Consider the following 19458-nt stretch of genomic DNA (forward strand, 5'->3'; position numbering starts at 1 on the left):
ACGTGGCGCAGCTTCAAGCCGATCGCGGCTCCGTCACGAATGCCGGTCAGGATCAGGAACGCCAGGATGGCCCTGTCGCGCTTCTGGAGGGCCGTTTCGCCCGGCATCCGGGGTCAGGACGTGGCGCACCTGCTCTGGCGACGGTGACGGCCTCTGCTCGGCGCTGCGGGCGATCCTGTCGTCGCGCCGGGTCGGATTGAAGCAGTCGGCATCCGCCGCCCGGATACGCCGGCTGTACCCCGGCTCCTGCGAGAGCCAGCGGAAGAACGCGCGGAGCGCCTTCTGACTGGCCCAAACTGATTGGTCCACGGTGATTGTTCGTTCTTGACTGGCCTCTGGTCCATTGGGGCGATGGCTTCCGGGTTGCCCGGACGACTTAGGGTCGCGTCTTCCTTGCGGGCGCCGGCTCAGGCCGGCTCCGTCCGCTCGGCGCCGAGCCGCCTATCGCACCTCGGCATCGGCCTGGTCTGCGTCCGGCTGCGGATCGCCCGCCCTCGCATGCGCCTCGGCACTGCAGGTGCCGCCTGATCCCTTGACGCGGCGGGCATCGTGGTCGGTCACGCGCTTGCCGTCCGACTCGGCGCTCGCCGTGGCCTCGGTCGCGCAGTCGACGTTGCCGTCGGTGGACCTTGCCGTGGACGAGCTCGCCCGTGCGCTGGCCGACGCGTGAGCGCTGGAGGTCGCGCGCGCGCTCGAACTGGCCTGGGCCTCGGCGTGTGAATTGTGCTTCGCCATGCTGGTTACCTCCACCTGGCTCGGGTTGGTCTCGCTGCCTGATGCGGCGTGCCCTCCCGCTGGCCAGCTCGCGCACGCCGCGGCGGCGCCGAGGCCGAGGAAGACGAGCCCGGGGAGCGCAATCGCCTTGCATATGTTACGGTGCACGGGCATCGTTCTCTCCGCTTCGAAGCTGTGGTCCGGGCCGGGGCCTGCCTTCAGGCTGCTGTCCAGATGCGGACCGCCCGATCGCCGCCCCTATTCCATTGACCGGGCGCCCTGGCCCCGGCACCCGAAGCCGTCCGCCTTGGCCGCCACGAGCCTCGGGAGTGGAGCCAGTGCGAGACGGCTTCGGGCCGGAACTGCCGCGACTAAAGGGGGACGTCACGCAGCGGCAGCCCGTCTCGGCCGCGCCGGGGTCATTGCAACCCGGCGCGCTGGTCGGTGCGAACGAAATCGACGTTCAGACGCGTGGAGCCACCGCTGAAGGGCCGCCAGGCGACGAAGGCCATCCGCCCGCCGGGGGCGATGCTGGTCTGGGGCGGCGCGAACACCCAGCTGTCGACCGGCTGGCCCGACCGGCCGACCAAGGTGGCCTGCATGTTGGGCACCCTCTGGACGCGGCTGGAGGTATTGATCACCTCGCCCCGGATCTTCAGACCGCCGTTCTCGTGCACCGGGCTGAACAGCTTGATCTTCAGCGGCGGGCGCGCCAGCGCCCGGGTCGGCGCGGTGTTGTAGGCGGTCTGCGACTCGCTGGCGCCGGCGGAGGTGCAGGGGCGGAACCCGGCGCCGCCGCCAACGACGCGATCGACGCAGTGCGCCGCCGAGTAGGTGCGCTTGTCGACCGAGGGCCAGAGGATGCCGAAGCGGCCCTCCTGCCCCTCGACGCCGGGCGCCGAGATCTGCAGCTCGTAGAGCCCCGGATCGAGCCGGCCGGCGGGTGCGAGCTCGTAGACGCCCGGGACCCGCGGGTTCGGCGTCACGCGAAGTGGCACGCGCATGCTGTTCAGCCCGGCCACGACCCACTGACTGCCTCTGACCGGCGCGGCCTGACCGGTGGGCTCGAGATCGCTCCTGAGCCAGGAGACGCGCCACAGCTTGATATCCTGCTGCACCCAGCCGGGGCGTACGCCGCTGAGGGCCGGGTCATAGACGATGAGCCGGGCGCCCGGCGAGAAATCGGCGCGGGACGCCCAGGTCTTGCGCTCCCATTGCGCAGAGCCGTCGATGCGGTGCAGGTCGTTGTTGCTGGTCAGGACATAGATGCCGGGCGTGTCCGGTGTGGGCAGGGGACGGCCACCGGCGGTGGACTCCGTCCCGCCGCCACAGCCGGCGAGGCCGAGCGCGGCGGCGCACAGCAGGACGGGCAGAGACAGTCGAGGCATGGACGGTAGCGGCATCGGTGAGGCTCCTTTCGTCGCGGTCCCGAGAGTCCAAGGCTGGACCCGTACGAACTCCTGCCCCCGCTGACTTGGGTCTCCGAGGGCCTATTCCGGAAAAGGGCGCCCCGCAGTGGCGGGGCGCTGAGGGTCCCGCATGTGGCGGGTGCGAGGGGCATCGATACCTGCATGAGGTGATGATGGCTGCTTTGGACATCATCCTCGCGGTATCAGCTCCATAGACGCCCGAGCCGGCCACTTATTCCACCGCAAGCCGGAGAAGAGACCGGCGAACAGGGGGCCCGGCCCCTGCGGGAGGCCCGGCCCCTGCGGGAGGCCCGGCCCCTGGAGGGGGCCGGGCCGTGCGGCCGCTTCGGACAGCCGTGGCTTGTGCCGGCTTACTGGATGCCGACGCTCGCGCCGGTCCCGGCCGAGCTGCTGGTCGACATCGCGCCGTCCGGAGAGACGTCGGCGCCGGCAGTGGCGTCGGCGTTCGCCGAGGCGTCGCCCAGCGTGTGTGCCATCGTCTTGGTCGTGGTGTCGGTCCGCGTCGTGCCCGGGGTGTTAAGCGCCATGCCCTTGCTGAAGGCATGCGAGATCCCGAGGTCAAGCTGACCGTTCTGGACCGCGTGGCCCTGCGTGAGCGAGTGCGTCATGCTCATCGACATGTGCGGCGTGTCGATCGACTTGCTGAACGAACGCGAGTTCACCTCCGCCGTCGCCGGCGCGCTCTGCACATCGGCCGCGGCCTGCGTCTGATCAGGCGCTGCCGCGGAGTCCACGCTGACGCTGGCACCGGCGTCGGGCGCGACATTGGCGGAGGTGCTCGTGCTCCCGGTCGTGGAGCCGTCGCCCGTCACGTTGCCGCTGAAGTCGGCGCTGGTGTTCGCCGTGGTCGTGCCGTCATTGACTCCGACGCTGGCGCCGGCGTTGGTGCTGCCGTCCATGCTGCCGGTGCCGTTGACGTCGGCGACGACGCCGGAGGTGCCGGTGGCCGACGCCGTGGGCGCGGACTCGTCCCCCATGCTGGCGCTGGTCTGGGACAGACCGGTGCCGCTGGCCGAGCCGTCACCGTTCACGGCGGCGCCGAAACCGGAGTTGGCGTTCGCCGAGGTGGTGCCGTCGCTGACACCGACGCTGGCGCCGGCGTTGGTGTCGCCGCTGATCGAGCCGGTGCCGTTCAGCCCGGCCTCGACCCCGGCTGCGCCGATCGCCGACGCGTTCGGGTCGGGCGCCTGGCCCAGGCTGGCACTGGTGTCGGAGGCGGCAATCCCGGCAGCCGAACCGTCACCGTTGACGTCGGCGTTGAAGCCGGAGTTGGCATTGGCCGAGGTGGTGCCGTCGCTGACGCCGATGCTGGCGCCGGCGTTGGTGCTGCCGTCCATGCTGCCGGTGCCGCTCAGGTCGGCGGCGGTGCCGGCGATGCCGCTGGCCGAGGCCGTCGGATCGGACGCCAGGCCGGCGCTGGTGTCGGAGCCGGCGATGCCGCTGGCCGAGCCGTTCCCGGTCACGTCGGCGCTGAAGCCCGAGTTGGCGTTGGCCGAGGTGGTGCCGTCGCTGACGCCGACGCTGGCGCCGGCATTGGTGTTGCCGTCCATGCTGCCGGTGCCGCTGACCCCGGCCTCGACGCCTGCGGCGCCCTGCCCGGAGGCGGTCGGATCGGCCGCCGAGCCGAGACCGGCGTTGGCGTCCGAGATCCCGGCGCCGCTGGCACTGCCGTTCCCGGTCACGTCGCCGCCGAAGCCGGCGTTGGCGTTCGCCGAGGTGGTGCCGTCGCTGACACCGGCGCTCATGCCGGCGTTCGAGCTGACGCCGACCGAGCCTGTGTCAGAGAGGCCGCCATTGGCGCCCGAGGACCCGGCCGCCGAGGCGCCACCGAAGCCGCCGCTGGCGGTCGACTCGCTGGAGACGCCGGCCGAACCGGTGCCCGAGACGCCTGCGTCGGCGGTGCCGCCGGTATTGCCGCTCACGCCCGACGAGTCAGACGACACGCCTGCCGAGGCGCTGGACCCCGCATCGGCGGTGCCCGAGTCGGCCGACGCGCCGCCGCCGGAGCTGGTGCCGGCCGAAGCGCCGCCCGTCGAGGCGCCGGCGTCCGACGAGGCGCCGGCAGAGGCGCCGTCGCCCGAGCCCGAAGCGCTGGCGCCCGAATCGGCGCCGGCGCTCGAGCCGCCGTCACCCGAGGAGGCGCCGGCGCTGGAGGAACCCGAGGCGCTGGCGCCGCCCGAGCCCGAGGCCGAGCCGCTGCTGCCGGACGAGGCGCCGCTCGCGGCCGCCAGGATGATATGCGGGGCATTGCCCGTCATGACCGCAGACTGGACCTGCGCGCCACCGGGGGCGAATACGGTATTCGTCAGAGGCATGGCGCTCGCGCCGGCGCTGCCGATCATCAGACCGATTGCGCTGGTCGCCGCCATCAGCTTGGTGCGCGTTGCGTATCTCGACATCCTAAGTCTCCTGTTTCCACGCTTCGAGGCTCCGTTTGCCGAGGCTCAGTCTCCAGCGGAAACCGCCCTGCCCTGCTTGATCGGCCGGCGCGGCACGCTGTCAGCCCGATGGACTGCGTGTGTGCGGGTCTATTCCGGAAGGGGTGGAATTATTTAAAAATGCACGAATGTTCGGGAATAACTGGCCGTAATGCTTTGTTTTCCAAAAATCATTCAACAGGTTTTTTCTGAGGAATGCCGCAGTTATTACGTTCCGACTGCGTGACAGCACCGCCCCCGCCAGGGCAGCCCGGCGGGGGCGGGGCGGGGCCGCAAGACGGCCCGCAACGAGGCTTTTTCGGCCCGGCCCGCGAACTGGGTTGTGCGGCCCGGTTGTGCGGCCCGGTTGTGCGGCCTGGGCTCAGTGCCGCCAGATCGGCTTGCCCAGATAGACGTCGTTCGGGCTGCTCAGCGCACCAGCCGCCGCGCCGACGGCGCCGCCGAGCACCGCGCCGCCGAGGGCGCTGCCGCCGACCAGGGCGCTGCCGACGGCGCCGGTCGCCGCACCGATGCCGGCGCCCGAGAGGGCCCGGTCACCCTGGGTGTAGCCGCAGCTGGCAAGCAGCGACAGCGCCATAACCAAAGCCACGAGGGTAGAAGTGCGTTTCATTTCATCCTCCTTGGTCTACGCCTGATGCGCGGTCCGCGACGGGCGGCAGCCCGTCGGCCGCGCATCACTGCGTGGTCTGTCCCCCGGTCGTGCCTGCGTTCGGGGCGGTGCCGGTGCCCGGCGCCTGCATCGGCTGCTTCGTCTGCTGCGCCTTCTCGGCCGACAGCGAGACGAACTTGGGTGCGTTCTCCAGGTCCTTGCGGGTGGCGTTGAGCACCAGTTGCTCGCTGCCCGACTTGGTCGTGGTGAGCTTCAGTTGGTCCGGCTTGACGGCGATCGGCTTCTCGCCGAAGCCGAGGAAGCCTCCGACACCGATGACCACGCCGACGATCTTGTTGCTGTTGTTGTCCACCACGAGGTTCGAGATCTGCCCGATATTCTCACCCCTGGGCGACTTCACCGAACTGCCGATCAGCTTTGAGGCAAGATAGGTGCCGTCCGGCTGCTTGGCGATCTGGCCATCGATCGGCTTAGCCTGTGCTTTTGCCGTCCCCTGGTTGGCCTTGGCCGCATTCTGACCCTGCGGGGCGGGCGGCACCTGGGCCGTCGTGCCCTGCTGCTGGGTCGTGGCCTGCGAGCTCTGCTGACCGGTCGAGCCGGTGCTCGGCATCGTGGTCTGGATGCCCTGCTGCTTGGTCTGCTGCTGGGTGGTCTGCTGCGCGTATGCGCCCGGCGCGAGCGCCGGGGCAAGCAGTGCCGAGGCGGCGAGGACCGCCGCGATGGCGCGCACGCTCACGCGGATGCTCATTGCGGGCAGTCGACGCTGCCGCCTGGGCTGTGCCGTGTTCGGTCTTTCGACGATATGCTGCGAGTTCCAGGTCATCTCTTCCCTCCGTTTGGTTCGGTTGGACGACGCGCGAAAAGGGGAAGGCCGGGCGTCGCGCCCCGAGCCGGTGCGCCTCGGTGCCGACGTGATTCCTCGGTCCGGGCGCACGCATTGCGGTCACCGGGAGTGACTCCGATCCGGTCCGTTTATTCCGGATATCGCAGGACCTCTCCCGGGTGCCATCGGGCAAGCGGGCAATGGAACGTTTGCCGGTACGGGTCGTCCCCAAGACCTCGGCTAACGTCGCTTGTGCTTTTGTTTTCCGGGACTTGCTTCACATCTTGTCGAGCGGGGCCGAAGTCCGGATTTCACCGGAAATGGCCACGACATGTACAAAGTCTGGACCGGCCCGAGTCCGTGGCTTCGGTCGACGCGCCTGCCGCGGAGCCGGATGCCGCCGGTCCGAGCGGGTTCGGCATCTTGCTTTCCGTGGCGGGACCGCGGGCGGCCGGGATCAGATCGCCGGGTCGTCCCGGGGTTTACCACATGGCCCTCGAGCCGCACGAGAACGTGCAGGCGGCCAGGCCGGCGACCTCGGGGGCCTCAGCGGCATGGGTCAATCCGTTCCTCGACGCGGGGCGCCAAATTCGACAAGATGGGCACGTGCCAGACTCAGCTTGTCTGGCTGGAAATCGGAGGAAGTCATGGCTGAACACAACGGAGGATGTGAGCACATCCACACTCACTCCAACGCAGAGCCGATCGACAATCACATGTGCCACTGCAATGTCTGCAAGACCGTGACCGGCCAACAGATGACGCATGTCGCCTTTTTCAATTGGGCCGATCTGCAGGTCGACCATCCAGAGCTCCTGCAGCGCCAGCCGTTCAACAAGGACAACCCGGACGGGGCGCTCGAGTTGTGCACCTGCAGCGTTTGCGGCACGCCCATCCTGCTCGACGACAAGCAAAGGCGGATCCGCGTCGCGGTGCCGAACCTGATGGGCTATGAGGCCTCCTTCCCGGAGGCGACCTATCACGCCTTCTATGACAAGTCGCGGGGCTATGCGAAGCCGGATGACGGGCGCCCGGTGCACGAAGGCTTCCGGCCGGACTTCACGATGCCGGGGCCGGCCTGAGCGCCGCGAACCCTCTGGCACCCGAAGTCGCGCGGCGGCGGAGGGGGCGCAGGGGGGGCACAGGGGGGCACAGGGGGCGAGGACACGCCCCCCCCCGGGTCGAGCGCCGCGGCGGAGCACCGCGGCGCTCCGGTGTGCGGCAGGCGCGCGCGGGGCGCAGCCGCGGCGCACACCGCAGCCCCGTGCGGCTGGCTTCGGCCAGGGCATTGGTGTGCAGTGCGCGGGTGTGCAGTGCGCGGGTGTGCAGTGCGCGGGTGTCCAGTGCGCGGGTGTGCAGTGCGCGGGTGTCCAGTGCGCGGGTGTCCACGCGTGGACAATAGCTCAAGTGTCTGATTGCCAAAGTGTCTTGGAATCTGTTGCTGCGTGGGCGGGCGGCCGGGCGGAGGTTGCCGGCGCATCCGTCCCAATCGGCCCGGTCTGCGGCGAGGGCTCCTCGCAAGCGGAGAGGCCCCAGCAGGCCAACGGAGGCAGCGAACGGCGAAACGGAAAGCGCAATCGGGCAACAGCTGCGGCGCGATTCACCTCGACAACGCCGCGCGCCGGCGCCTTGCATTGACCTCCTCCGGCCCGCAGCCTCGCACGGCCCTCCGGCCGATCTCCCGCTCCGCAGCCAATGTTTCGTCGCGGCGCGCCCGGCCGACGCCCCGCTTTCACGTCGCTACATTCTCTCCTTGATGCCCACGCTGATCAGCCACCAGTTCACCGGATAGGCGGTTGCCAGGCCGAACAGCATGGCGATCTGCATCATGAACCAGAACTCGACACTGGCGACACGAAGCTCGACACCGAGGAGGACGGCGAAAATCCAGAAATGGGCGATCGCCATGAAACCGTACATTCCGACCTGCCAAGCGGTCAGCGAAAGCGTGTCCGCCTTCACCGCCTGAAGAAGGCCCTGGCCCACGGACAGGTTTCGCATCGGCTTGATCGTAAGATACTGGAAGGCAACGCCGATGGCGAAGGCGACGATGTAGTCGAAGATCCAGACCGCGAAGATCTTGTCCGGAAAGATGGATTTCCACCCCAGGTAGGTGGCGATGGTCGGAGCGACGACAGCGGTCCATTCGGCGATGATGTCGCCGAGCGTGCAGCCGCTGCCGCAGTGCAGCGAGCCCTTGGCGACCATCACTGCAAATGGCGTTTGCGTCTTGTTCGGAGGGGGCACGCCCTTCCTCATCGCCGGGGCCACCACCGAGTCCGCGGCGAGCTTGCCATAGGAAAAATAGGCCCACAGAACGAGGACCGAGCCGAACAAGGCGACCACTGGCCACACCACGTTCATGATACCCATGTGCTGCGGGTCCCTCATCTCGTCCAGCGCGATGACAAGGGCGCTGACGCCGCCCGCGCTCAACGAGACCATCGCCAGGATATGGAGCCAGTGAGGTATCAAATGCCGGGATCTCCCATGTCGATATGCGACTCAACGGCTCCATAAACGGATGAGCGGCGGAGTTGTTCCTGAAAGAGGACAAACCGGCGCTGCTCCGACGTCAGGAAAAGGGGCCTGCAAATCGACGACCGGGCCGTCCTGGCGCAAGCGAAGATGCTCCGTTGCTCGGCCCCTCATGTCGTTGCCGCGGCTGCCGGCGTCGGACAATGCATGGCTGCGGGACGGCGTGCCCTCGGTGTGGGTGGCGCGCACCGCCATCGCCCGGCGCCGCTCCGCGCCGGCCGCCGCGGGCCCGCGCGTCGTCTGCGGCGCTTCCTTTTCGGCGCTTCATTTTCGGCCTTTCATTTTCGGCCATGCATTGCCGCTCCTGAAGCCGCGGCCAAATCATCGCGGCAGGGAAACCGCTGCAACCGGCCTGCCAGAACCCGTCGGCGTGGGAGAGGGGCTCGCGGACCACCGGCGTTGACCCGATCAGGGGCTCGCCTAGCTCTTAGGCCATCCGGGTTCGTCAAAATGGAGGATGAGGCTATGCGAAAGCTTCTCCTGGGCGCGGCGGCCATCGGCGTTCTTTCCCTGACCACGGTCTTGCCCGCAGAAGCGGCCAGCGTGGCCACCGCCCACAGTCACAAGTACGGCACCTATCTCACCAACGGCAACGGCCAGCCTCTCTATCTCTTTACCGCCGACACGCAGGGAACCGGCGGTAAAAACGCCGGGATCGACTGTAACGCCAGCTGCTTGAATTTCTGGCCCCTGTTCACGACGCAGGGCAAGCCGCAGGCAGGCAGCGCGGCTGTGCAAGCCGGCATGCTGGGCAGCATGAAGTACCACGGCAAGACCGTGGTGACCTATGATGGCTGGCCGCTTCACTTGTTCGTGCAGGACCAGGGAGCCAAGAAGCCTCAGGGCCAGAAACTCAAGAGCTTCGGCGGCGAGTGGTACCTGGTAAAAACGGATGGCGGGAAGGTCGGGAAACAAGCGAGCAGCAACGGCACCGCGACCAAGACCACGAGCCAGGGCGGATACTACTGAGCTTTGCCCGGACCGGTCCGGGCTGCTCGGCGGCGCCGCGGCGCACGCCGTGCAGCGATCGGCGCGGCGCCACCGCGAAGGCGCTGCGCAGGACGGCAACCGCTTCGTGAAACGGGCGGTTCAGCGCCCATGCGCGTCAAGGATCGCCGTTGCAAGCGTCTCGACTGCCCTCTGGCTGTTTCCGGGTCGTTTCACGCCGAAGCCGCGCCGGCCCGGCATTTCTCCCCGGTTGCTCCCCGGTTGCTCCCCGGTTGCTCCCCGGTTGCTCCCCGGTTGCTCCCCCCGCCGCCCCCCCGCCGCTCCCCCGGCCGCCTCCGTCACGATGACGTTCGTCCATGCGTCAGATCCCGGACCGCCTCGCCTGGGCGACGTTCTTGATCCCCGGCGCGGGCGAAAGTTTTTCTTTGGCACGGAACAGGTCCTTCGCTAGACTCGCGGCGGGGTTGTCCATGCGCATTCCCATGGACGGGGGCGACGATCGAGCTGCGACAGTGAGCTGCGACAGGGTCACGCTTCTGGCGATTGACGCGATTGGGCCGTGCGGCGAGACCAACTCGATCCGCTTCGGGTCCGTGTCAGGCGCGATCAACAGTTCTGGCCTGTGGATGCATCCTTTCCTCATGCAGTCGCTCGCCTCGCGCAAGCGACGCCTGCGCGAGAGCCGGAGTTGTGCACAATGAGCGAGACGGACATCCCTTGCCAGGCCGATGGGTCGCTGGACCCCGAGGATTTCGGCGCCTTCCGGCACGCAGCGCACCAGCTTCTCGATGCCTGCCTGGATCATCTCGAGGCCGCCCGCGACCGGCCTTGGCGCCCCGTCGACGAGGCCGCGCGCGCCGCGCTTGCCCCCGCCCTTCCCGAGACCGGGATCGGCGAGGTGCAGTTGGCCCGGGAGCTGGCAACCTCGGTGCTGCCCTTTGGCACGGGGAACACCCATCCGCGCTTCTTCGGCTGGGTGCACGGCACGGGCTCGGCGGCCGGCTTGCTGGCGGAAATCACCGCCGCGGCGATGAACAGCAACTGCGGCGGACGCGACCACGGTGCAATCTATGTCGAGCGCGCCGTGATCGACTGGGCGCGGCAGATTTTCGGGTTGCCCGAGGGCGCGTCCGGATTGCTCACCACGGGAACCTCCCAGGCGACGGTAATCGCCCTCGCGGCCGCGCGGACCCACGCACTCGGCGCGCAAGTGCGCGCAAACGGGTTGCGCGGCGCGCCCGATCTCGTCGCCTACTGCGTCGAGGGCGCGCATGTCTCCACGCAGAAGGCGCTCGAGCTCATGGGGCACGGGTCACAAGCGCTGCAGCGCATCCCGGTGACAGTGCCGGGCCAGGGCATGGACATTGCCCGGCTGCGCGATCGCATGGCCGCGGATCGCGCTGCGGGCCGGCGGCCGTTTTGCGTGATCGCGACCGCCGGGACGGTCGACACCGGCCATTTCGACGATCTCGCGGCGCTGTCCGACCTTTGCGCCGCCGAGGGCCTCTGGCTCCACGTGGACGGAGCGTTCGGTTGCTGGGCCCGCATCGCGGACCCGCCGTGGCGCGACCTGGTGCGCGGCCTCGAGCGTGCCGACTCGCTGGCCTTCGATTTCCATAAATGGATGTATGTTCAGTATGACTGCGGGGCCGTCCTGTTGCGCGACGCCGCGCAGCATCGAGCCGCGTTCGCGACGCGGCCGCCTTATCTCTCTTCGAAGGAGAGCGGGCTGGGTGGCGGCGATCCCTGGTACTGCGACTATGGCATAGACCTTTCGCGGGGCTTTCGCGCGCTCAAGGTCTGGTCGGCGCTGCGCGCTTACGGAACGCAGCGCCTCGCCGCCAGGATCACCGCCAATTGCCGCCAGGCGGCACGGATGGCGGCGCTGGTCGAGGCGTCCCAGGAGCTCGAACTCGCCGCGCCGGTCATTCTTAACGTGTGCTGTTTCCGCTGCGCGCCGCCCGGCGTCGCCGAGCCGCAGCTCGACACGTTCAACGAGCGCCTCGCGCAGCGGCTGCAGCTGGACGGCACGGTCGTCTTCTCGACCACGCGGCTCGGCGGACGCACCGTTCTCAGGGCCGCGATCACCAACCACCGCACGCGCGACGACGATATCGACCTCGTAATAGAGGCGGTGCGCAAGGCAAGTGTCGCCTTGCGCAAGGAGGTCGAGCCGGCCGGCCCCCGCGGGCCGGGTGCGACTCGCGGGCGGCATGCGGGACCGCCGGTGTAACGGGGCGAGCGGCCCGGGCGCGAGGGTGGCCTGCGGGGATGCCCGCTCTCAAGACGTCAGACCGGCGCAGCCCAAAAGGCTTGCCGTCGTCGCACGCCCCGCGAAGACGGGCCGCACCGCACTGTCACGCCCGACATCCCGGTTCTTGATGAAGATCCGAGACGGCCGGCAGGCGCACCTCGCTGACCCGGATAGCCGCCTCGAACCGCAACCGGGCCCTTCTCGCGGGATCGAATGCCCGCCGCGAGACACCCTGTCCTGACTTGATTCCCGCGAGCGATCCGTGACACGCGGGCGGGCCCCGATGCGGGGCCCGCCCGGCAACGCTTGGATCAGACAGCGTCCCTGGACTTCAGAGCGTATGCTCGATTTCGACCAGGATCTTGGCCGTCTGTTCGGCGGGAAGCGCCGAGCGCTTGGACAGCTCGATCACAACCAGACTCCAGATGGCGGTCACGGCAGCGGCGGTCCAGAAGCCGAGCAACCCGTCGCCCCCGAGGTCATGACCGCTCAGTGCCGATATGATCCACATGCCGCCGAACCAGGCGCCCAGCCACCAGATGTTGTTCCAGCCGAAGTTCGCGTTCTCTTCGTGCGCAATCACGTAGTAGTAGAACAGATAGAGCCCGAAGATGATCAGAACGATGGCGAACAACCAGCTCACTGTGACGAAGCCGCTCCACAGGATGATCAGGTCGCAGCAGATGAACGCGATCGGAGCGATTGCCGTCGCGGCGACCAGCCGGAAGGGCCGCTTCAGGCCCGGGTGATCGCGGCGCAGGATCAACAGCACGATCGGCCCAAGCCCGTAGGTCAGCGCGGTGATGTCGCTGATATAGTCGACCATCTTCTGCCAGGCCGGGAAGGGCAGCAGGAAGACCACGCCGATGACCCACATGAGCACCACCGACACCCACGGCACCTGCCCGCTGTTGAGCTTGGTCAGGAACTCCGGCCCGGCCTTCATCTCGCCATTGGCGAACAGGATGCGCGAGCCGCCGGTGACGTAGATCAGGCCGGTGCCGGCGGGCGAGATCGCCGCGTCGATATAGAGCAGGGTTGCCAGCCACGAGAAGCCCAATGTCGCGGCCAGGCCGGCGAAGGGTCCCTTGAGGCCTGGGAAATTGATATGCCCCCAGCCGTTCGAGACGTCCTGCGGCTTGATCGATTCGAGGAAGCCGAGCTGCAACAGGATGTAGATGATCGCCGACAGCACCACGGCGCCGATCACGGCCAGCGGAATGTTGCGGCCCGGATTCGAGCTCTCTCCGCCGAGATCGATCGCGGTCCTGAAGCCCAGGAAGCTGAACACGATGCCCGCGGCCGGCAAGGCGATGAAGACGCCGTTGGGATCGTAGCTGTTCGGAGCCGCCGAGAAGACGCTGGCGCCATTGGTCCACAGCGGCCCGACCTGACTGGCGCCGGCGAAGATCAGGACGATCGCCGTGAGGGCCGGCACCGCGATCTTCCACCAGGTGACGGTGTTGTTGACCGCCAGCAGCCACCGGATGGCCAGCAGGTTCAGCAGCGCCAGAATACCGACGAGAGCCGCGCAGGCGATGAAACCTGTCGCCGTCAGCACACCGTTGCTGCCAACCAGACCCGGATAGAGGTTGTTGGCATAGGTCACGATGCTCTCGGCTTCGACGGAGGGCACCGCGACATAGGACAGGAACAGCATCCAGCCCCACACGCGCCCCAGGCCTTCGCCGTGGCTGGCATGGCTCATGTGCACCAGCGCACCGGACCGCGGAAAGAGGGCGGCAAGCTCGGCAAAGCAAAGTGCGATCAGCATGATGATGACCGCGCCGATGACCCAGCTCCACAAGCTGAGGGGTCCCGCGATCTTCGAAGCGTGAAGCGCGCCGAACAGCCAGCCGGAGCCGATCATGCTGGTCGTACTGGCGAAAAGTAGGCCGATGATGCCAGCGTCTCGGCGCAGGCCCTTTGCTGTCATTGCGGAAGATGAAGTCGACATTGTGGACAACCTTTCCCCTGGTTTCTGTTCATTGTTGCCGCGTCTCTGTCCCTCGCAAGGTAAATATCTAGTCCAGGATTCGCCATTTGGATAGCATCAAGCGACTGAACCGCCTTTCAAGGCGCGGATCAAGCCGTCCTGCTGACCGTGGTCGGCCGCATGGTCGCGGTGCGCGACGGCGAGGAGGAGACCGAGCGGGCCGCTTTTCAAAGCGCCGACATCGCCCGCCGGCGCATCCGGGGCGGCGTGCTTCACGAAGGCGATGTCCCCGATCACAGCGCATCCCGATCAATCTGCATCGTAGCCTGCGGCGGCGAGGCAGCCGGCGCGTTCGTGCGGCGCCAAGACGTCGATGAGGCGGGCGATGGCGGTCGGGAGGCCGGCGACGGTGCGCTCGCCGGCCCTGCGCAGCAGCGCCTCGCGCCCCGCGGGACTGCTTCAACCGGTCGGACAAGGACCCAAACCGGTGCAGACCGAGCGTCCGATCGCGGACAATCGCGGCAGCGGGATTGCGCGCCATGGACGCGTCTGCGCTTTCCGGCTCCGCAGGCGATGGCTTGCCCGCCGCATTGGAGACAGCCCGCAGCCTGCGTCGGCGCCGGCTTGTGGCGCCGGGCGGCCATCCGCCGATCCGGCTTGACCTCCGCTTGGGGCTCGGGGCGGTCGGTCGCCGCGAACCTCGTCAATGTCGGAGCAATCGGCCATAAGCCGGGCTGCAGCACCTGTGCCGGCCGGGTCGGGAGTGCAGCGCAAGGCAGTCTTCGGCCTCGGCGTTGGCTATGGGCGGCACATGCCGATAAGCTGCCAGAGTCGAACCGGCTGATCAGGCGGGGCATGAAGCGATATCCTGCTCCTCATCATGACACTGGCCTGGACTTGCATGCGTGGCTGGCGCAGCTTTCGGCGGATTTGATCGTCGCTGCCCCGCTGATCGTGCTGACCGTGCTGGCCCTGCTGGTGCTGTTCGTTCTGTGGCGAATAGCGCGAGCCGCCCGCAGAAAGCGGCGGGCATTGCATGCGCCACCGCCGTCGCTGCCCTGTCGCTGGACGAAGGACCGGTGGCCCGGCCGGTCGTCGGACCTGACACGCTGGATTTGCGGCAAGTGCGGAGCGGAAGGATTCTCCGCCGACGATGATCCCCCGAAGGAGTGCAGGCGCCATGTCAGGGAGCATCTGTTCTAGCACGGGCATTGCCCCCGCCCGGTGTCCGGTCCCCCCGTTCGCTGCGCGCGGATCGGGCGGCAGACTAGCGCGGGCGGCAGGCAAGGGCTGGTCTGGCCCCCGCCCGGCCCCGTGCATGACTTCGCTCGCATGGATCACGCAGTGGAGCCTGCCCGAACGCGGTGTCGAGATGGACCGGGCCGTCCTTGAAGGCGGCCGACAGGCATCGGCACCCGATCTCGCTGCCGATCGTCTCGCCGCAGCGATAGCCCGCGCTTCCGCCAAGGTCCCGTTGCCGCCTGGGCGGCGCCCGCACAGGCCTCCCGCGTCAGCTGCTGACGAACTCCCCGATTAGCGCGTCGACCACGGCGCGCAGCGCCTCGGGCGGCTCGGCGCCCCCGGCCACGGCCGCCTCGTAGACCGCGCGCTGGCGATCCGCCGAGGTACCCTCGCGCGCGATCTGGCGCGCGTGCAGCACCTCGGCGCGGCAGCCCAGCGTCTCGGCGTCGGGCAGCACGAACTCGATCCACTCCTCCACCAGGTCGGCGAAGCCGGCGAGCTGGCGCCGCCCGTGGTCCACCAGCTTGCCCCGGACCCCGTAGCGCTGCGCCCGCCAGCGGTTCTCGCGGATCAGCGTCGCGGGGTAGATGCGCCAGCGCTGGTTGCGCGAGCGCAGCCGGAACAGGAACGCAATCAGCGCCTGGAACATCGCCGCGACCGTGGCCGCATCCTTGAGCCGCGAGCACACGTCGGTGACGCGCTGCTCGATGGTGGGGAACTTGGCCGAGGGCCGCACGTCCCACCAGATCTTGCTGCCGTCCTCGATGCAGCCGGCGCTGACCAGCTGGTCCACCAGCCGGCGGTACTCGCCATACGAGCCCAGCATGTCGGGCAGCCCGGTGCGCGGCAGCGCGTCGAACACGGTCAGCCGATAGCTCGCGAGCCCGGTGTCCTCGCCGCCCCAGAACGGCGACGAGCACGACAGCGCCAGCAGGTGCGGCAGGAAATAGGCGGCCTGGCTCATCAGGTCGATGCGCAGGTCCTCGTCCTCGATGCCCACATGCACGTGGCAGCCGCAGATCAGAAGCCGCCGCACCGCGCCGGCCAGATCCGTGCGCAGCTCCTCGTAGCGCTGCTTGCGGGTATGCGTCTGCGTGCGCCACTCGGCGAAGGGATGGGTTGAGGCGGCGATCGGCGCATAGCCGAAATCGGCCGCCGCCCCGGCCACGGCGCGCCTGAGCTCGCCAAGCTCGGCGGCGGCCTCGGGCACCGATCCGTGCGGCCGCGTGCCCACCTCGATCTGGCATTGCAGGTATTCCGGCGTGACCCGCTCGCCCACCAGCGCGGCGCAGTGCTCGAGGAAGGCCGGCTCGGGCTCGCGCACCAGGTCGCGGCTGGTGCGGTCGACGATCAGGTACTCCTCCTCGATGCCGACGGTGAAGCTCGGTCGGTCGGGCATGGCGCACTCCGTCGCTGCTCGGGGCGCATTTTCCCGCCCCCGCGCCGGCGCGGTCAATCGCTCATCGCGGCCCGGTTGACTTATCTGCGCGTGCGGTGTCTCACGGGCGACAGCCAGGCAGGGAGGCGCGCATGAGCAGGACGGGTGGGCAGCTTGTGATCGACTGCCTCGAGGCGCAGGGCGTGACCACCGCCTTCGGCGTGCCGGGCGAGAGCTACCTCGCCGTGCTCGACGCGCTGCACGACAGCCCGATCCGCTTCGTGCTGTGCCGCCAGGAGGGCGGCGCCGCCTTCATGGCCGAGGCCTGGGGCAAGCTTTCCGGCCGGCCCGGCGTCGCCTTCGTCACCCGCGGCCCCGGTGCGACCAACGCCTCGATCGGCGTGCATACGGCGAAGCAGAACGCCTCGCCGATGGTCCTCTTCGTCGGCCAGGTGGCGCGGAGCATGCGCGACCGCGAGGCGTTCCAGGAGCTCGACTACCGCGCCGTGTTCGGCACCATGGCGAAATGGGCGGTCGAGATCGACGAGGCCGCGCGCGTGCCCGAGCTCATCAGCCGCGCCTTCCACGTCGCCGTGTCCGGCCGCCCCGGCCCCGTGGTGGTGGCGCTGCCCGAGGACATGCTGACCGAGCCAGCGCAAGCCCGCCCCGGCCCGCGCGCCGCGCCGCCCGAGCCCGGCGTCGACGCCGGCGCGCTGGCCCGGACCGCGTCCCTGCTCGCCGCCGCCGAGCGCCCCGTGGTCGTGGTCGGCGGCGGCGGCTGGCGCGACGAGGGCCGCGCCGCGCTCGGCGCCTTCGCCGAGCGCTGGGACCTGCCCGTGGTCGCCTCCTTCCGCTGCCAGGACCTGATCGACAACCGCTCGCCGTCCTACGTCGGCGACGCCGGCACCGGCATGCTGCCCGCGACCAAGGCGCTGATCCGCGAGGCCGACCTGGTGCTGGCGCTGGGCTTGGGCTTCAGCGAGATCGAGACCGACAGCTACACGCTGTTCGACATCCCCAAACCCGCCCAGCGGCTGGTCCACGTGCACCCGGACCCGTCCGAGATCGGCAAGATCGTCGTGCCCGAGCTCGCCCTCAACGCCGGGGTCAACGCCTTCGCCCGCGCCGCCGCGGGGCTCGAGCCCAACAACCGGCCCTGGGGCGCCTGGCGCGCCCGGGCCCGCGCCGCCTTCGAGGCCTCGCTCGACTGCCCGCCGCAGCCGGGCGCGGTGGACATGGGCGTGATCGCAGCGCATCTGCGCGCGGCGCTACCGCATGATGCCATCGTCACCAACGGCGCCGGGAACTTCACCGTGTGGCCGAACAAGTTCCTGCTCTACGGGCGGGGCGAGGGCGGCTATGGCCGGCTGGTGGCGCCGCAATCGGGCGCCATGGGCTACGGCCTGCCCGCGGGCATCGCCGCGCGGCTGTGGGCGCCCGGGCGCACGGTGGTCACCTTCGTCGGCGACGGCGAGATCCAGATGACGTTGCCCGAGCTCGGCACCGCCATGCAGGCAGGCGCCCTGCCCATCGTGCTGATCCTCAACAACGGCGCCTACGGCACCATCCGTATGCACCAGGAGCGCGAATATCCCGGCCGGGTCAGCGGCACCGAGCTCATCAACCCCGACTTCGTCGCGCTCGCCCGCGCCTACGGCTTCCACGCCGAGCGCGTGGCTCAGACCGCCGCCTTCGAGGCCGCCTTCGCGCGCGCCCGCGAGGCAGGCGGCGGCGTCATCGAGCTGATGATCGACCCCGAGGCGATCACCCCGCGCCAGACGCTGAGCCAGATCCGCGCCGCGGCCCAGGCCCGCGCCGCGGGCTAGGGGCATGATCGCGACGCTTCGAACCGTCGCGCGCGGCTCAGGCCGATAGTTCGCGTCCGACCGCTATGCGGACAAAGCGGTCCTGACCCGATCCGGACCCTCGGGGTCGAGGCTCAATGTCGGCGTTTGACGCAATCAGTCACGATCGCGCTGCACCGATCTGCCAGTCCGGCAAAAGACCGAAGATCGCTCACCGTACCCCCGGACCGGCTCCGGTTCGCAACATTTCGTGCCGTCATGACGGGAAGCATCGATTTCGATTCCAAACTTTCGCTGCCGCGACAAAACACGCGTCGCAAATGGCAGTTCGGAGTAGTAGCCTACGGCCGTGTGCGTATCCAGTGATCGTGTGCGTATCCAGTGATCGTGTCTGGAACCAACAACTGGAGACCATCATGAAATACTTGGCCATAGCACTTGCGACCGTCGCCATCGGCCTGACCGGGCCCGCCTTCGCAGGCCCTGCAAAGGACGCGAGCACAACCGCCAAGGCGCCAAAGCTGATGACCGACGCACAGTTGGCTTCGGTCGTAGCGGGTGGTACTTTCTCCAACCCTGAATTCTCAGGCTCCTACGATATCCAGTCGGGTCCCACCGGCCCTGGTCAACCGACTGCTTGCGTTACCATTGACTCCGGGCCTACCAGCAGCGGCGGAGCGATCGATCTTAGTGGTACTTATGGTAACGGTTCTTGCTGAGTTGTTTCGCCCCAAAACCTTCCACGGGCGGCTTCGGCCGCCCGCTTCCTATTTGGGTCTAATCTTTGTGCCAAAGCGCGGGCTGACGGCATCTTCTATGCAAGGAAACTAGCAAGACTACAGCCCTGTGGTCTCCGGGCCCACGCTGTCACGGGGAATTCGAGTTCCTGCTTCGTCGTGTCGGTCCGCGCAGCGCGATTGGTGGCCATCGCCGACGACGGCTCGACCCTGGTGGACGTTATCGTCGAGCACCTGCAGGACCCCGGGGGCGCGAACCGCGCCAGCCGGACGGGCCGCCCGCGAGGCGGGCGGCGGCGTGATCGAGCTGATGATCGACACCGAGGCGATCACGCCCGCCAGACGCTGAGCCAGATCCGCGCCGCGGCCCAGGCCCGCGCCGCGGGCGAGCGGCATGATCGTGACGCTTCGAGCCGTTATGTGCGGGTCAGGCCGATAATTTGCATCCGACTGCTTTGCGGGACGAAGCGGTCATCGGGGCAAGCGGGTCGGATCCGCCTCGAGAACGTGATTTTGACCCGCACCCCGTCGCCGGCTAGGTGGTGCGGGGTGTGGACGACGACGTCTGCATCGACCGGAACCGCCCAAGGAGATCGCGCATGGGC

18 protein-coding genes are annotated in these 19458 nt (G+C 68.8%); 7 read left to right on the plus strand and 11 right to left on the minus strand.

Annotated features, from left to right (window positions below):
- Positions 1–441: 441 nt before the first annotated feature.
- The 3 genes from AC32QD_RS09725 to AC32QD_RS09735 form a co-directional block, all read right to left on the minus strand.
- On the minus strand, positions 442–888 hold the full coding sequence (locus tag AC32QD_RS09725; RefSeq protein ID WP_492010295.1) for a hypothetical protein: 447 nt from the start codon (positions 886–888) through the stop codon (positions 442–444).
- A gap of 245 nt (positions 889–1133) precedes the next feature.
- On the minus strand, positions 1134–2117 hold the full coding sequence (locus AC32QD_RS09730) for a hypothetical protein (RefSeq protein WP_492010296.1): 984 nt from the start codon (positions 2115–2117) through the stop codon (positions 1134–1136).
- A gap of 377 nt (positions 2118–2494) precedes the next feature.
- Positions 2495–3889, minus strand: coding sequence for a beta strand repeat-containing protein (locus tag AC32QD_RS09735; protein ID WP_492010297.1), 1395 nt, complete (start codon positions 3887–3889; stop codon positions 2495–2497).
- Between AC32QD_RS09735 and AC32QD_RS09740 the strand changes: the two genes are divergently transcribed.
- Positions 3846–4700: a hypothetical protein gene (locus AC32QD_RS09740; protein WP_492010298.1), complete on the plus strand. Its 855-nt coding sequence runs from the start codon at positions 3846–3848 to the stop codon at positions 4698–4700. The genes AC32QD_RS09735 and AC32QD_RS09740 overlap by 44 nt on opposite strands.
- A gap of 243 nt (positions 4701–4943) precedes the next feature.
- Here AC32QD_RS09740 and AC32QD_RS09745 read toward each other — a convergent pair whose 3' ends face one another.
- Together AC32QD_RS09745 and AC32QD_RS09750 are read right to left on the minus strand one after the other, a co-directional pair.
- Positions 4944–5192, minus strand: coding sequence for a YMGG-like glycine zipper-containing protein (locus AC32QD_RS09745; RefSeq protein ID WP_492010299.1), 249 nt, complete (start codon positions 5190–5192; stop codon positions 4944–4946).
- Positions 5193–5256: 64 nt separating this feature from the next.
- Positions 5257–6015: a PRC-barrel domain-containing protein gene (locus AC32QD_RS09750; RefSeq protein ID WP_492010300.1), complete on the minus strand. Its 759-nt coding sequence runs from the start codon at positions 6013–6015 to the stop codon at positions 5257–5259.
- Positions 6016–6662: 647 nt separating this feature from the next.
- Here AC32QD_RS09750 and AC32QD_RS09755 point away from each other — a divergent pair.
- Positions 6663–7097 (plus strand): GFA family protein, encoded by a 435-nt coding sequence (locus AC32QD_RS09755; RefSeq protein ID WP_492010301.1) that lies wholly within the window; start codon positions 6663–6665, stop codon positions 7095–7097.
- 658 nt (positions 7098–7755) lie between these two features.
- Here the strand turns inward: AC32QD_RS09755 and AC32QD_RS09760 are convergent.
- On the minus strand, positions 7756–8490 hold the full coding sequence (locus tag AC32QD_RS09760) for a DUF4396 domain-containing protein (protein ID WP_492010302.1): 735 nt from the start codon (positions 8488–8490) through the stop codon (positions 7756–7758).
- 528 nt (positions 8491–9018) lie between these two features.
- Between AC32QD_RS09760 and AC32QD_RS09765 the strand changes: the two genes are divergently transcribed.
- Entirely contained in the window at positions 9019–9522 is a 504-nt protein-coding gene (locus AC32QD_RS09765) for a COG4315 family predicted lipoprotein (RefSeq protein WP_492010303.1), read from the plus strand.
- 340 nt (positions 9523–9862) lie between these two features.
- On the opposite strand, the gene AC32QD_RS09770 is transcribed toward AC32QD_RS09765, so the two are convergent.
- Positions 9863–10306, minus strand: coding sequence for a hypothetical protein (locus AC32QD_RS09770; RefSeq protein WP_492010312.1), 444 nt, complete (start codon positions 10304–10306; stop codon positions 9863–9865).
- Here AC32QD_RS09770 and AC32QD_RS09775 point away from each other — a divergent pair.
- Positions 10199–11734, plus strand: a complete 1536-nt coding sequence (locus tag AC32QD_RS09775; RefSeq protein WP_492010311.1) for a pyridoxal phosphate-dependent decarboxylase family protein — start codon at positions 10199–10201, stop codon at positions 11732–11734. The genes AC32QD_RS09770 and AC32QD_RS09775 overlap by 108 nt on opposite strands.
- A 352-nt stretch (positions 11735–12086) precedes the next feature.
- Here the strand turns inward: AC32QD_RS09775 and AC32QD_RS09780 are convergent, their stop codons facing one another.
- Both AC32QD_RS09780 and AC32QD_RS09785 read right to left on the minus strand, forming a co-directional pair.
- Positions 12087–13712, minus strand: coding sequence for an APC family permease (locus tag AC32QD_RS09780; RefSeq protein ID WP_492010304.1), 1626 nt, complete (start codon positions 13710–13712; stop codon positions 12087–12089).
- A 96-nt stretch (positions 13713–13808) separates the two neighbouring features.
- Positions 13809–13988, minus strand: coding sequence for a hypothetical protein (locus AC32QD_RS09785; protein ID WP_492010305.1), 180 nt, complete (start codon positions 13986–13988; stop codon positions 13809–13811).
- Between the two features lie 558 nt (positions 13989–14546).
- Here AC32QD_RS09785 and AC32QD_RS09790 point away from each other — a divergent pair.
- Positions 14547–14894, plus strand: coding sequence for a hypothetical protein (locus AC32QD_RS09790; protein ID WP_492010306.1), 348 nt, complete (start codon positions 14547–14549; stop codon positions 14892–14894).
- A gap of 307 nt (positions 14895–15201) precedes the next feature.
- Here AC32QD_RS09790 and AC32QD_RS09795 read toward each other — a convergent pair whose 3' ends face one another.
- A complete protein-coding gene (locus AC32QD_RS09795; protein WP_492010307.1) occupies positions 15202–16332 on the minus strand; it encodes a carboxylate-amine ligase in 1131 nt (376 codons plus the stop codon).
- Between the two features lie 131 nt (positions 16333–16463).
- Between AC32QD_RS09795 and AC32QD_RS09800 the strand changes: the two genes are divergently transcribed.
- Entirely contained in the window at positions 16464–18137 is a 1674-nt protein-coding gene (locus AC32QD_RS09800; protein ID WP_492010308.1) for a thiamine pyrophosphate-binding protein, read from the plus strand.
- Between the two features lie 395 nt (positions 18138–18532).
- Positions 18533–18835, plus strand: coding sequence for a hypothetical protein (locus tag AC32QD_RS09805; RefSeq protein ID WP_492010309.1), 303 nt, complete (start codon positions 18533–18535; stop codon positions 18833–18835).
- 117 nt (positions 18836–18952) lie between these two features.
- Here AC32QD_RS09805 and AC32QD_RS09810 read toward each other — a convergent pair whose 3' ends face one another.
- Entirely contained in the window at positions 18953–19249 is a 297-nt protein-coding gene (locus tag AC32QD_RS09810) for a hypothetical protein (RefSeq protein ID WP_492010310.1), read from the minus strand.
- Between the last annotated feature and the right edge of the window lie 209 nt (positions 19250–19458).

The sequence above is a fragment of the Thermohalobaculum sp. genome, from assembly GCF_058622915.1.

What these genes read in the sequence shown, in the direction of transcription:
- AC32QD_RS09780 (WP_492010304.1), bottom strand. Translation starts at nt 13,712, where the DNA reads ATGTCGACTTCATCTTCCGCAATGACAGCAAAGGGCCTGCGCCGAGAC.
- AC32QD_RS09745 (WP_492010299.1), bottom strand. Translation starts at nt 5,192, where the DNA reads ATGAAACGCACTTCTACCCTCGTGGCTTTGGTTATGGCGCTGTCGCTG.
- AC32QD_RS09730 (WP_492010296.1), bottom strand. Translation starts at nt 2,117, where the DNA reads ATGCCGCTACCGTCCATGCCTCGACTGTCTCTGCCCGTCCTGCTGTGC.
- AC32QD_RS09750 (WP_492010300.1), bottom strand. Translation starts at nt 6,015, where the DNA reads ATGACCTGGAACTCGCAGCATATCGTCGAAAGACCGAACACGGCACAG.
- AC32QD_RS09800 (WP_492010308.1), top strand. Translation starts at nt 16,464, where the DNA reads ATGAGCAGGACGGGTGGGCAGCTTGTGATCGACTGCCTCGAGGCGCAG.
- AC32QD_RS09725 (WP_492010295.1), bottom strand. Translation starts at nt 888, where the DNA reads ATGCCCGTGCACCGTAACATATGCAAGGCGATTGCGCTCCCCGGGCTC.
- AC32QD_RS09790 (WP_492010306.1), top strand. Translation starts at nt 14,547, where the DNA reads ATGAAGCGATATCCTGCTCCTCATCATGACACTGGCCTGGACTTGCAT.
- AC32QD_RS09770 (WP_492010312.1), bottom strand. Translation starts at nt 10,306, where the DNA reads ATGATCCAGGCAGGCATCGAGAAGCTGGTGCGCTGCGTGCCGGAAGGC.
- AC32QD_RS09775 (WP_492010311.1), top strand. Translation starts at nt 10,199, where the DNA reads ATGAGCGAGACGGACATCCCTTGCCAGGCCGATGGGTCGCTGGACCCC.
- AC32QD_RS09765 (WP_492010303.1), top strand. Translation starts at nt 9,019, where the DNA reads ATGCGAAAGCTTCTCCTGGGCGCGGCGGCCATCGGCGTTCTTTCCCTG.
- AC32QD_RS09805 (WP_492010309.1), top strand. Translation starts at nt 18,533, where the DNA reads ATGAAATACTTGGCCATAGCACTTGCGACCGTCGCCATCGGCCTGACC.
- AC32QD_RS09735 (WP_492010297.1), bottom strand. Translation starts at nt 3,889, where the DNA reads ATGAGCGCCGGTGTCAGCGACGGCACCACCTCGGCGAACGCCAACGCC.
- AC32QD_RS09795 (WP_492010307.1), bottom strand. Translation starts at nt 16,332, where the DNA reads ATGCCCGACCGACCGAGCTTCACCGTCGGCATCGAGGAGGAGTACCTG.
- AC32QD_RS09755 (WP_492010301.1), top strand. Translation starts at nt 6,663, where the DNA reads ATGGCTGAACACAACGGAGGATGTGAGCACATCCACACTCACTCCAAC.
- AC32QD_RS09810 (WP_492010310.1), bottom strand. Translation starts at nt 19,249, where the DNA reads ATGCCGCTCGCCCGCGGCGCGGGCCTGGGCCGCGGCGCGGATCTGGCT.